Here is a 12,771-nt window from a genome sequence, read left to right on the forward strand (position 1 = left end):
AATGACTTCTGCTTTGTCCTCTACCCGGTTGCCTTGCGGCAATCGGGTTCTTGATTTGGCCCATACGCACGTCATGGGCATTCTCAATGTAACCCCTGATTCCTTTTCCGATGGTGGCCGTTTCAGCCAGCTGGATGCCGCGTTGCGTCATGCCGAGGCGATGGTGGCTGCCGGCGCGACCTTGATCGACGTGGGTGGCGAGTCCACTCGGCCCGGGGCTCGTGTGGTTTCCCCGTTGGAAGAGCTTGAGCGGGTAGCGCCTATCGTCGAGCGTATCGCCCGTGAGCTGGATGTGATCATTTCGGTGGACACTTCAACTCCCGCGGTAATGCGTGAAACAGCGCGCTTGGGCGCGGGGCTCATCAATGATGTGCGCTCGTTGCGGCGTGATGGCGCTCTCGATGCAGCGGCAGCGACCGGCCTGCCGGTGTGCCTGATGCATATGCTGGGGGAGCCCGGCAACATGCAGGACAGTCCTCACTACGACAATCTGATCGGTGAGGTCACGGGGTTCCTGGCAGACAGGATCGCTCAGTGTGTCGGGGTGGGCATCGCGAGCGAAAAGATCATCCTTGACCCGGGGTTTGGCTTTGCCAAGACCCTGCAACATAATTTAAGCCTGTTCAAGCATATGGAGGCGCTGCACGCCCTTGGTCGACCGCTGTTGGTCGGTGTGTCGCGCAAGAGCATGATAGGTCTGGCCTTGAATCGTCCGGTGGGCGAGCGCTTGTACGGCGGCCTTGCGCTTGCAGCGCTTGCCGTGACCAAGGGCGCGCGTATTTTGCGTGTGCATGACGTTGCCGAGACGGTGGACGTGGTGCGCATGGTTGCTGCTGTAGAATCAGCCGAATAAGAATGATGGAGTACTTATGACTAAAAAATATTTTGGTACCGACGGCATTCGTGGTCGGGTCGGCGAATTTCCGATTACCCCTGATTTCATGCTCAAGCTGGGTTGGGCGGCAGGCATGGCGTTCCGTAGCATGGGCGCGTGTCGCATCCTGGTGGGCAAGGACACCCGTATTTCGGGCTACATGTTTGAGTCCGCGCTGGAGGCCGGCTTGTCAGCCGCCGGAGCTGATGTGATGCTGCTGGGGCCTATGCCCACGCCGGCGATCGCTTACCTGACGCGTACCTTCCACGCTGAAGCCGGTATTGTGATCAGCGCGTCGCACAATCCCCATGACGACAACGGCATCAAGTTTTTCTCGGGGCAGGGCACCAAGCTGCCGGATGAGATCGAGTTGATGATCGAAGAGCTGCTGGATGCGCCGATGACGGTGGTTGAGTCCAGCAAGCTGGGCAAGGTCTCGCGTATTAACGACGCGTCAGGTCGCTATATCGAATTCTGCAAAAGCAGCGTGCCGAGCAGCACCAATTTTGCCGGGCTGAAGATCGTTGTCGATTGTGCCCACGGTGCGACCTACAAGGTGGCGCCAAGTGTATTCAAGGAGTTGGGTGCCCAGGTTACCGTGCTGTCGGCTCAGCCTAACGGTTTGAACATCAACGACAACTGCGGTTCCACGCACATGGAGCAACTGCAGGCGGCGGTTCTGGCCGAACACGCGGATCTGGGTATTGCGTTCGATGGCGACGGCGATCGTGTGCTGATGGTGGATCACACCGGCATGATTGTGGATGGTGATGATTTGCTGTTCATCATTGCCCGTGATCTGCATGAGCGTAACAAGCTGCAAGGCGGCGTCGTGGGTACCCTGATGAGCAATCTGGGGCTTGAATTGGCGTTGGCTGAGTTGGGTATTCCGTTTATCCGCGCCAATGTCGGCGACCGTTATGTGATCGCTGAGCTTCTGGAGCGTAACTGGCTGGTAGGCGGCGAGAACTCGGGGCACGTTGTCTGCTTCCAGCACACCACCACGGGGGATGCCATCATCGCTGCGCTGCAGGTGCTTCTGGCTCTGCGTCGCCGTGAAGAAAGCCTGGCGCAGGCGCGTCAGGCTCTGCGCAAGTGCCCGCAAGTGCTGCTCAATGTACGTTTTGCCGGTGGCGAAAATCCGATTGAGCACCCAGCCGTCAAAGAGGCTTGTGAGCGTGTCACCCAGGCAATGGCCGGGCGTGGGCGCGTGTTGTTGCGCAAGTCGGGCACCGAGCCTCTGGTGCGTGTCATGGTCGAAGGCGAGGACGAAACCCAGGTTCGCGGCCATGCCGAAGACCTGGCAAAACTGGTAACTGAAGTTTGCGCCTGAATTCGGCTTGCCAGTGATGGTGTGGTTGGGTAACATCTGCGCCCACTTTGACCGACGGGGTACAGCATGCGTCGCACTATGGTAGCTGGTAACTGGAAGATGCACGGTACCCGCGCCAGTGTCGCTGAGCTGATCAATGGCCTTCGTCACTTGGCCTTGCCTAGCGGTGTTGATGTCGCGGTTTTCCCGCCTTGCTTGCATATCAACCAAGTGGTTGATGGCTTGAAGGGTAAGTCGATCCAGGTCGGCGCGCAGAATTCTGCGGTGGAGCCGATGCAAGGTGCGTTGACCGGTGAGATTTCGCCGAGTCAGCTGGTTGATGCGGGTTGTGCCTATGTACTTGTCGGGCACTCCGAGCGCCGTCAGATGATGGGCGAGCGGGATGCAACGCTCAACCGCAAATTCGCCGCAGCACAGGCTTGTGGTCTGGTTCCAGTGTTGTGCATAGGGGAAACCCTTGAGCAGCGTGAATCGGGCAAGACTCTTGAGGTTGTCTCGCGTCAGCTGGGCAGCATCATCGAGGAGCTGGGTGTTGGTGCGTTTGCAAAGGCGGTTATTGCTTACGAGCCGGTCTGGGCCATTGGCACCGGGCTGACTGCTACACCGCAACAGGCGCAGGATGTGCACGCAGCCATCCGCGCGCAGTTGGCGGCAGAGAATTCTGAAGTCGCGCAAGGTGTGCGGCTTCTATACGGCGGCAGCGTGAAGGCGGCCAATGCGGTCGAACTGTTCGGCATGCCGGATATCGATGGGGGGCTCATTGGTGGAGCTTCCCTGAATGCAGATGAGTTCGGTGCGATCTGTCGCGCCGCGGGAAACTGAAAAAATGCTGGAAACAGTCGTAGTCGTTTTTCATCTGTTGGCTGCCCTGAGCGTAGTTGCTCTGGTTTTGTTGCAACAGGGTAAAGGTGCGGATGCTGGTGCGTCTTTCGGTGCAGGTGCTTCAAATACTGTGTTCGGAAGCCAAGGTTCCTCTACCTTTCTTAGTAAGTTTACTGCTATACTTGCCGCAGGTTTCTTCATAACCAGCTTAGGGTTAGGTTACTTTGCTAAAGAGAAAGCTCATGTGCTGACTCAAGTAGGTTTGCCAAACCCAGCGGTGTTGGAAGTTCCAAAAGCAAAACCGGCTTCTGATGATGTCCCGGTGCTTCAAGAGCAAAAGTCGGCTACTCCAGCGACTGACGTACCTCCAGCTCAAGAGCAAAAGTAAGAAGGGTTGTAAGCGCTGTATTGCCGAGGTGGTGGAATTGGTAGACACGCAACCTTGAGGTGGTTGTGCCCATAGGGTGTAGGGGTTCGAGTCCCCTTCTCGGTACCAATTATCAGGAGAGCCCGCTGTTGCGGGCTTTCTTGTAGGTGGAAGGTTACATTGACCCTGTAAGGGATCGGTCGTATACTTCCGCCCCAGCTTTGTCGCGGGGTGGAGCAGTCTGGTAGCTCGTCGGGCTCATAACCCGAAGGTCGTCGGTTCAAATCCGGCCCCCGCAACCAGTTTTAGCGGAGCCCCTTTTAAGGGGCTTTTTGTTAGCTGGACACTTTCAACGCCGCTGTTCGACGGCGTTTCAAGGATGGGCGTTTCGCCCATTTTTTTATTTTGCACAGCATGCACATACATGCACGAGGGGGTTCAGGTGTCGAGCAAGCTAGAAGAGTTGCAGGCCTTGCTGGCCCCGGTGGTCGTGGCCCTAGGCTATGAATGCTGGGGTATTGAGTTTTCGGCTCAAGGTCGCCACTCAATGTTGCGCGTTTATATCGATAAAGAGGGCGGCGTGCTGGTGGACGATTGTGCCATTGTCAGCCGTCAGATCAGCGGTGTGCTGGATGTTGAAGATCCAATCTCCGTTGAATACACCCTTGAAGTTTCCTCGCCAGGCATGGAACGCCCACTGTTCACTATCGAGCAGTTTGCTAAATATGCCGGTGAACAAGTGAAGATCAAGCTGCGCTCCCCCTTTGAAGGGCGACGCAACTTTCAGGGCCTTCTGCGCGGTGTAGAAGAGCAGGATGTCGTGGTGCAGGTAGAAGACCATGAGTTCCTGTTGCCGATCGATATGATCGACAAGGCCAACATTATTCCCAGTTTTGACTGAGACGCGGATCCCGCGGATCCAATGGCTTGCGAAAGGCGAGGCGTACGATGAGCAAAGAAGTACTGCTGGTTGTGGAGTCGGTATCCAATGAAAAGGGTGTACCGGCAAGCGTGATTTTTGAAGCGTTGGAGCTGGCCCTGGCCACTGCTACCAAGAAACGTTTTGAAGACGAAGTAGATCTGCGTGTGGAAATCAACCGCCACACCGGTGCCTATGAGACTTTCCGTCGTTGGACGGTGGTCGAAGAGGACGATCTTGATGATCCGGCCATCGAAACCTGGCCAAGCAAGGTTGCGCAAACGCATCCGGGCGCCCAGGTTGGCGATGTTGTCGAAGAAAAGATCGAGTCGATCGAATTCGGCCGTATTGCTGCACAGACCGCCAAGCAGGTCATCGTGCAGAAGGTTCGCGAAGCCGAGCGCGCTCAAGTCGTTGACGCCTATCGCGAACGCCTGGGTGAAATCATCTCCGGCACCGTGAAAAAAGTTACCCGCGACAACGTTATCGTCGACCTGGGCAACAACGCCGAAGCGTTGCTGGCCCGCGAAGACATCATCTCTCGCGAAACCTTCCGTGTCGGCGTGCGTCTGCGTGCGCTGCTCAAGGAAATCCGCACCGAGAACCGCGGCCCTCAGTTGATCCTGTCGCGTACAGCGCCGGAAATGCTGATCGAGCTGTTCCGCATCGAAGTGCCGGAAATTGCCGAAGGTCTGATCGAAGTCATGGCTGCGTCCCGCGACCCGGGTTCGCGCGCCAAGATCGCGGTTCGCTCCAAGGACAAACGCATCGACCCGCAAGGCGCTTGCATCGGTATGCGCGGTTCGCGCGTCCAGGCAGTGTCGGGCGAATTGGGCGGTGAGCGTGTGGACATCGTCCTGTGGGACGATAACCCGGCGCAGTTCGTGATCAACGCCATGTCGCCGGCTGAAGTGGCGGCAATTATCGTTGACGAAGATGCCCATGCAATGGACATCGCCGTTGGCGCAGACAATCTGGCTCAGGCCATTGGTCGTGGTGGTCAGAACGTGCGTCTGGCCAGCCAACTGACCGGCTGGACCCTGAACGTGATGACCGAATCGGACATCCAGGCTAAGCAGCAAGCTGAAACCGGCGACATCCTGCGCAACTTCATCGAAGAGTTGGAAGTCGATGAAGACCTGGCACAGGTACTGGTTGATGAAGGCTTCACCAGCCTGGAAGAGATTGCCTACGTACCGTTGGAAGAAATGCTCAACATCGACGGCTTTGACGAAGACACCGTCAACGAGCTTCGCGCTCGGGCCAAGGATCGTTTGTTGACTAAAGCCATCGCTACTGAGGAAAAGCTGGCAGACGCCCATCCGGCCGAAGACCTGCTCTCGCTTGAGGGTATGGACAAGGATTTGGCGATGGAACTGGCGGTGCGCGGCGTAATTACCCGCGAAGACCTGGCCGAGCAGTCTATTGACGATCTGCTCGACATCGACGGCATTGACGAAGATCGTGCCGGCAAGTTGATCATGGCCGCCCGAGCCCATTGGTTCGAGTAATTAGGCGCGGCCTGAGGAGAGAAGTGCATGACGCAAGTCACGGTGAAACAACTGGCCGATGAGGTCAAAACACCGGTAGAGCGCCTGTTGCAGCAGATGCGTGAGGCAGGTCTGCCGCACACCGCCGCCGATGAAGGTGTGAGCGATAGTGAGAAGCAGTCTTTGCTGACTCACTTGAAGAGCAGCCACAAGGCGAAAGTGGAAGAACCGCGCAAGATTACATTGCAGCGCAAAACCACCAGCACCCTGCGTGTTGCGGGTAGCAAGAGCATCAGCGTAGAAGTACGCAAGAAGAAAGTCTTCGTACAGCGCAGCCCGGAAGAAATCGAAGCCGAGCGCAAACGCGAGCTGGATGAACGTCGCGCAGTAGAAAATGCTGCTCGCCAGAAGGCTGAAGAAGAAGCCAAGCGTCGCGCCGAAGAAGAAGCGCGTCGCCAGCCTGCTGCTGCGCAACCTGCTGCCACTGACGCGGTCGCCGCCCCTGTTGAAGCTGTGCGTGAGGCCGCCCCGGTTGCCGCCGCACCAGCTCCTGCAGCAGACGCCCGCAAGCGCGACGAGCCTCGTCGTCCGGACAAACCACGTGCCGACGATAACAATCGTCGCGGTGGTGGTGGCGATGGCGAGCGTAAAAACGCTCCGCATCGCGCCTCGGTCAAAGAGAAAGCGCCTGCTCCACGCGTTGCCCCACGTACTACCGACGAAGAAAGCGATGGCTTCCGTCGGGGTGGTCGCGGCAAGGCCAAGCTGAAAAAACGCAACGCCCACGGTTTCCAGAGCCCAACCGGCCCTGTCGTGCGTGAAGTGAAGATCGGCGAGACCATCACTGTGGGCGATCTGGCCCAGCAGATGTCGGTCAAGGCTGCTGAAATCATCAAGTTCATGTTCAAGCTGGGCACCCCGGCCACCATCAACCAGGTACTGGATCAGGAAACTGCCCAACTGGTTGCTGAGGAGCTGGGCCACAAAGTGACCCTGGTCAGCGACACCGCCCTGGAAGATTCCCTGGCCGAGTCCCTGAAGTTTGAAGGCGAGGCAGTTTCCCGTGCGCCGGTCGTGACCGTAATGGGCCACGTTGACCACGGTAAAACTTCCCTGCTCGACTACATCCGTCGTGCCAAGGTTGCCGCAGGCGAAGCCGGTGGTATTACCCAGCACATCGGTGCATACCACGTTGAAACCGAACGCGGCATGGTCACCTTCCTCGACACCCCAGGTCACGCCGCGTTTACCGCAATGCGTGCCCGTGGTGCCAAGGCGACCGACATCGTGATCCTGGTGGTTGCAGCGGACGACGGCGTAATGCCGCAGACCATTGAAGCTGTCCAGCACGCCAAGGCTGCCGGTGTTCCTCTGGTTGTAGCCGTGAACAAAATCGACAAGCCGGGCGCCGATCTTGATCGCATCCGTAGCGAACTGTCGGTTCACGGTGTGACGTCCGAGGAATGGGGTGGCGAGACGCCATTCGTATCGGTCTCGGCGAAAATGGGTACCGGCGTTGACGAACTGCTCGAAGCCGTCCTGTTGCAAGCTGAAGTCCTGGAACTGACCGCTACGCCTTCGGCCCCAGGCCGTGGTGTTGTGGTTGAGTCCCGCCTCGACAAGGGCCGTGGCCCAGTCGCGACCGTGCTGGTTCAAGACGGTACCCTGCGCCAAGGCGACATGGTACTGGTCGGTTCGAACTACGGCCGTGTACGTGCCATGCTCGACGAGAACGGCAAGCCAATCAAGGAAGCAGGTCCTGCTATCCCGGTCGAGATCCTCGGCCTGGACGGTACGCCGGACGCTGGCGACGAGATGAGCGTAGTTGCCGACGAGAAGAAAGCCCGTGAAGTGGCTCTGTTCCGTCAAGGCAAGTTCCGCGAGGTCAAGCTGGCCCGTGCTCACGCCGGCAAGCTGGAAAACATCTTCGAGAACATGGGCCAGGAAGAGAAGAAGACGCTTAACATCGTCCTCAAATCTGACGTTCGTGGTTCCCTCGAAGCGTTGAACGGCGCCTTGAACGGCCTGGGTAACGACGAAGTGCAAGTGCGTGTTGTCGGTGGCGGTGTCGGTGGTATCACCGAATCCGACGCCAACCTGGCACTGGCTTCCAACGCTGTACTGTTCGGCTTCAACGTGCGTGCCGATGCCGGCGCTCGCAAGATCGTCGAGCAGGAAGGCCTGGACATGCGTTACTACAACGTCATCTACGACATCATCGAAGACGTCAAGAAAGCCCTTACCGGTATGCTTGGCAGCGACGTCCGGGAGAACATCCTGGGTATCGCCGAGGTGCGTGACGTGTTCCGCTCGCCGAAATTCGGCGCGATTGCCGGTTGCATGGTTGTTGAAGGCACCGTGTACCGTAACCGTCCAATCCGTGTACTGCGTGAAGACATCGTTATCTTCGAAGGCGAGCTGGAATCCCTGCGCCGCTTCAAGGATGACGCTGCCGAAGTACGTGCCGGCATGGAATGCGGTATCGGCGTCAAGAGCTACAACGACGTCAAGGTTGGCGACAAGATCGAAGTCTTCGAGAAGGTTCAGGTTGCTCGCAGCCTCTAACTCGCGCACTTCAGGAGCCACACAGCGCGTGGGCATGTACATGCCTCGCGCCGTGTCCGGACTCTAAACGCAACGCCCGGTCTGGCTTTTGTCAGGCCGGGCGTTTGCCGCTTTCAGACCCCACGGGTTTCACCGTGTGGCAGTAACAGGTAACAAGACATGGCAAAAGAATACAGCCGTACCCAGCGTATCGGCGATCAGATGCAGCGCGAGCTGGCCCAACTGATCCGTCGCGAAGTCAAAGACCCGCGCGTTGGCCTGGTCACCATCACCGCCGTTGAAGTGAGCCGTGACGTGGGTCATGCCAAAATCTTCATCACCGTGATGGGGCAGGACAACAGCGAAGAAATCGCGCAAAGCATCAAGGTGCTCAACTCCGCCGCAGGTTTCCTGCGGATGCAGCTGGCCCGTGAAATGAAGCTGCGCAGCGTTCCGCAGTTGCACTTCCATTACGACGAAAGCGTCGTGCGTGGCGCGCACCTGTCGGCCCTGATCGAGCGCGCCGTGGCTGAAGACAGCCAGCATCCGTCCACACCTGAAGACGCCAAGGAGTAAGCGGTGGCTCAGGTCAAACGTATCCGTCGCAACGTCAGTGGCATCATTCTGCTCGACAAGCCCATTGGTTTTACCTCCAATGCGGCACTGCAGAAGGTCCGCTGGCTGCTTAACGCCGAGAAGGCGGGGCACACCGGCAGTCTGGATCCACTGGCCACCGGCGTACTGCCGTTGTGCTTTGGTGAGGCCACCAAGTTCTCGCAATACCTGCTTGATTCGGACAAGGGTTATGAAACCCTCATGCAACTGGGCAAGACAACCACCACGGCCGACGCCGAAGGTGATGTTTTGCAGGTTCGCGACGTGACCGTTGGTCGTGCGGATATCGAAGCTGCCTTACCCGCTTTTCGTGGGCAAATCAGTCAGATACCGCCGATGTACTCGGCGCTCAAGCGCGATGGGCAACCTCTTTATAAGCTGGCACGTGCGGGCGAAGTGGTGGAGCGCGAACCGCGTTCTGTTACTATTGCCCGGCTGGAGCTGCTCGCCTGTGAAGGTGACACTGCTCGATTGGCGGTGGACTGCAGCAAAGGCACCTATATCCGTACCCTGGTGGAAGATATTGGTGAAAAGCTCGGTTGCGGCGCGTACGTTGCAGAACTGCGACGCACCCAGGCCGGGCCTTTCAGCCTGGCCCAGACGGTCACGCTGGAAGAGTTGGAAGCGGTACACGCCGAGGGCGGCAATGAAGCGGTTGATCGCTTCCTGATGCCATCGGACAGCGGTTTGCTCGATTGGCCGCTGCTGCACTTCTCGGAGCACAGCGCGTTCTACTGGCTCAACGGCCAGCCGGTACGCGCCCCGGATGCCCCGAAGTTCGGCATGGTGCGAGTACAGGATCATAACGGTCGCTTTATCGGTATCGGTGAAGTGAGCGAAGACGGGCGCATCGCGCCGCGTCGACTGATTCGGTCAGAATGACCGAACGAGGGTGGCTGTTAATAGGCATGGTCACTTCTCATTTATAGATACGGGGGTATGCCCTCGGCCTATTGAGATCACCCCTTGGGTGGTTTCCTGAAAAAAGGATTGCCTCATGGCTCTCGACGTTCAAGAAAAAGCACAAATCGTAGCTGACTATCAGCAAGCTGTTGGTGACACTGGTTCGCCAGAAGTGCAAGTTGCACTGCTGACCCACAACATCAACAAACTGCAAGGTCACTTCAAGGCCAACGGTAAAGATCACCACTCCCGTCGTGGTCTGATCCGCATGGTAAACCAGCGCCGTAAGCTGCTGGACTACCTGAAAGGCAAGGATCTGGGTCGTTATCAGACTCTGATCGGTCGCCTGGGTCTGCGTCGCTAATCAGCGATTGCGCTAGAGGTTGGTTGTCTGCCGTGTGTCATCGGGATTCCCGCTGGCCCATGGTAGGCTCCCAGCCTCAAGTTTTATCTGGATACACGTTTTACCCTGGACGAGCGTCGGGCCGATTCCCGGCATTGCCCAAGAATTTCGCAAGAAGACAAGTTCCCCCAAGAGCCACAAAGAAGGTAGGACACCGTGAACCCGGTTATCAAAAAATTCCAGTTCGGTCAGTCGACCGTTACCCTCGAGACAGGCCGTATCGCCCGTCAAGCCTCCGGCGCAGTGCTGGTTACCGTTGACGACGACGTGACCGTATTGGTGACCGTTGTTGGCGCCAAGACCGCTGACCCGAGCAAGGGCTTCTTCCCTCTGTCCGTTCACTACCAGGAAAAAACTTACGCTGCCGGTAAGATCCCTGGCGGTTTCTTCAAGCGCGAAGGCCGTCCTTCCGAGAAAGAAACCCTGACTTCCCGACTGATCGACCGTCCGATCCGTCCGCTGTTCCCAGAAGGCTTCATGAACGAAGTGCAGGTTGTCTGCACCGTCGTTTCCACCAGCAAAAAGACCGATCCGGACATCGCTGCGATGATCGGTACTTCGGCTGCGCTGGCTATTTCGGGCATTCCGTTCGACGGCCCTATCGGTGCCGCTCGCGTTGCTTTCCATGAAAGCACCGGTTACCTGCTGAACCCGTCCTACGAGCAACAGAAAGCATCGAGCCTGGACATGGTCGTTGCCGGTACGTCCGAAGCCGTATTGATGGTTGAATCGGAAGCCAAAGAGCTGACCGAAGACCAGATGCTGGGCGCCGTGCTGTTTGCTCACGACGAGTTCCAGGTGGTAATCAACGCGGTCAAGGAATTGGCTGCCGAAGCTGCCAAGCCAACCTGGACCTGGGCTGCTGCCCCGGAAGCCACCGACCTGCTGGGCGCTATCCGCTCCGAGTTCGGCGCAGCCATCTCCGACGCTTACACCATCACCGTCAAGGCCGACCGTTACGCTCGCCTGGGCGAGTTGAAGGATCAGGTTGTCGCCAAGCTGTCCGGTGAAGAAGGCCAGCCTTCGGCCAGCGACGTTAAAGCTGCATTCGGTGAAATCGAATACCGCACCGTTCGCGAAAACATCGTTAACGGCAAGCCACGTATCGACGGTCGCGACACTCGCACCGTGCGCCCGCTGAACATCGAAGTTGGCGTGCTGCCCAAGACTCACGGTTCGGCGCTGTTCACCCGTGGCGAAACTCAGGCCCTGGTAGTCGCGACTCTGGGTACTGCCCGTGACGCCCAGCTGCTGGACACCCTGGAAGGCGAGAAAAAAGACCCGTTCATGCTGCACTACAACTTCCCTCCGTTCTCGGTGGGCGAGTGTGGCCGCATGGGTGGTGCTGGTCGTCGTGAAATCGGTCACGGCCGTCTGGCCCGTCGTTCGATTGCAGCGATGCTGCCGGCTGCCGACGTGTTCCCGTACACCATCCGTGTCGTGTCGGAAATCACCGAATCCAACGGTTCCAGCTCGATGGCTTCCGTTTGCGGTGCTTCCCTGGCGCTGATGGACGCTGGTGTGCCGATGAAGGCGCCGGTTGCCGGTATCGCCATGGGTCTGGTTAAAGAAGGCGAGAAGTTCGCCATCCTGACCGACATCCTGGGTGACGAAGATCACCTGGGCGACATGGACTTCAAAGTAGCCGGTACCGCTAAAGGTGTGACCGCGCTGCAGATGGACATCAAGATCAAGGGCATCACCGAAGAGATCATGGAAATCGCTCTGGGCCAAGCCCTGGAAGCGCGCCTGAACATCCTCGGCCAGATGAACCAGATCATTGGCCAGTCGCGTACCGAACTGTCGGAAAACGCTCCGACCATGATCGCGATGAAAATCGACACCGACAAAATCCGTGATGTTATCGGTAAAGGCGGCGCGACTATCCGTGCGATCTGTGAAGAGACCAAGGCTTCGATCGACATCGAAGACGACGGCTCGATCAAGATCTTCGGCGAAACCAAGGAAGCGGCTGAAGCTGCACGTCAGCGCGTCCTGGGCATCACCGCTGAAGCCGAGATCGGCAAGATCTACGTTGGTAAGGTTGAGCGCATCGTCGACTTCGGCGCATTCGTCAACATCCTGCCAGGCAAAGACGGTTTGGTTCACATCTCCATGCTGAGCGATGCTCGTGTTGAGAAAGTGACCGACATTCTTAAAGAAGGTCAGGAAGTGGAAGTACTGGTACTGGACGTGGACAACCGCGGCCGTATCAAGCTGTCCATCAAGGACGTAGCAGCAGCCAAGGCTTCGGGCGTTTAATCACCCCGCGCTCTAGCTGAAAAAAGGGACTCTTCGGAGTCCCTTTTTTATGGGAGAAGGAAAATCCCCTAAAATCAGTCGTTTAGTCGCCGGCAAAAAACCGCAACTTGCACGCAGACACGACCGGCTTCATGCAATTTGCATGATTTCAAAAATCACCATGTTTTTTAACTCGTTGTTTTATAACGTTTTTATCCTGTTTAGTGACTTGGCACGCCGCCTGCAATATCCCTGTTAGC

Annotated in this window: 11 protein-coding genes and 2 tRNA genes; all 13 read left to right on the forward strand. The window is 57.7% G+C overall.

The window, feature by feature from the left end; translation table 11 throughout:
- Position 1 precedes the first annotated feature (1 nt).
- The 13 genes from folP to pnp all read left to right on the forward strand — a co-directional run bounded on the left by folP (position 2) and on the right by pnp (position 12,532).
- Positions 2 to 853 carry a dihydropteroate synthase gene (gene folP, locus TX23_RS17785; RefSeq protein ID WP_057703316.1) on the forward strand — a complete coding sequence of 284 codons (852 nt, stop codon included), beginning with the start codon at positions 2 to 4 and terminating at the stop codon, positions 851 to 853.
- 16 nt (positions 854 to 869) lie between these two features.
- Complete coding sequence (glmM, locus tag TX23_RS17790) at positions 870 to 2,207, forward strand: phosphoglucosamine mutase (RefSeq protein ID WP_054917976.1); 1,338 nt, start codon at positions 870 to 872, stop codon at positions 2,205 to 2,207.
- A 66-nt stretch (positions 2,208 to 2,273) separates the two neighbouring features.
- Positions 2,274 to 3,029 (forward strand): triose-phosphate isomerase, encoded by a 756-nt coding sequence (gene tpiA / locus TX23_RS17795; protein ID WP_005791483.1) that lies wholly within the window; start codon positions 2,274 to 2,276, stop codon positions 3,027 to 3,029.
- A gap of 4 nt (positions 3,030 to 3,033) precedes the next feature.
- Positions 3,034 to 3,417 (forward strand): preprotein translocase subunit SecG, encoded by a 384-nt coding sequence (gene secG, locus TX23_RS27355; protein WP_003194191.1) that lies wholly within the window; start codon positions 3,034 to 3,036, stop codon positions 3,415 to 3,417.
- A gap of 22 nt (positions 3,418 to 3,439) precedes the next feature.
- Positions 3,440 to 3,525, forward strand: a tRNA-Leu gene (locus TX23_RS17800).
- 96 nt (positions 3,526 to 3,621) lie between these two features.
- Positions 3,622 to 3,698 (forward strand) — tRNA-Met (locus TX23_RS17805).
- 140 nt (positions 3,699 to 3,838) lie between these two features.
- A complete protein-coding gene (gene rimP, locus TX23_RS17810; protein ID WP_032873230.1) occupies positions 3,839 to 4,297 on the forward strand; it encodes a ribosome maturation factor RimP in 459 nt (152 codons plus the stop codon).
- Positions 4,298 to 4,344: 47 nt separating this feature from the next.
- Positions 4,345 to 5,826, forward strand: coding sequence for a transcription termination factor NusA (gene nusA, locus TX23_RS17815; protein WP_057703317.1), 1,482 nt, complete (start codon positions 4,345 to 4,347; stop codon positions 5,824 to 5,826).
- Positions 5,827 to 5,853: 27 nt separating this feature from the next.
- Positions 5,854 to 8,370: a translation initiation factor IF-2 gene (gene infB / locus TX23_RS17820; RefSeq protein ID WP_057703318.1), complete on the forward strand. Its 2,517-nt coding sequence runs from the start codon at positions 5,854 to 5,856 to the stop codon at positions 8,368 to 8,370.
- Positions 8,371 to 8,529: 159 nt separating this feature from the next.
- Positions 8,530 to 8,925, forward strand: a complete 396-nt coding sequence (rbfA, locus tag TX23_RS17825; protein WP_003176137.1) for a 30S ribosome-binding factor RbfA — start codon at positions 8,530 to 8,532, stop codon at positions 8,923 to 8,925.
- A gap of 3 nt (positions 8,926 to 8,928) precedes the next feature.
- Complete coding sequence (truB, locus tag TX23_RS17830) at positions 8,929 to 9,846, forward strand: tRNA pseudouridine(55) synthase TruB (protein ID WP_014719950.1); 918 nt, start codon at positions 8,929 to 8,931, stop codon at positions 9,844 to 9,846.
- A 115-nt stretch (positions 9,847 to 9,961) separates the two neighbouring features.
- Entirely contained in the window at positions 9,962 to 10,231 is a 270-nt protein-coding gene (gene rpsO / locus TX23_RS17835; RefSeq protein ID WP_003177875.1) for a 30S ribosomal protein S15, read from the forward strand.
- Between the two features lie 195 nt (positions 10,232 to 10,426).
- Positions 10,427 to 12,532: a polyribonucleotide nucleotidyltransferase gene (pnp, locus tag TX23_RS17840; RefSeq protein WP_005791474.1), complete on the forward strand. Its 2,106-nt coding sequence runs from the start codon at positions 10,427 to 10,429 to the stop codon at positions 12,530 to 12,532.
- Positions 12,533 to 12,771: the final 239 nt, after the last annotated feature.

The sequence above is a fragment of the Pseudomonas paralactis genome (assembly GCF_001439735.1).
Classification (GTDB): Bacteria; Pseudomonadota; Gammaproteobacteria; order Pseudomonadales; family Pseudomonadaceae; genus Aquipseudomonas; species Aquipseudomonas paralactis.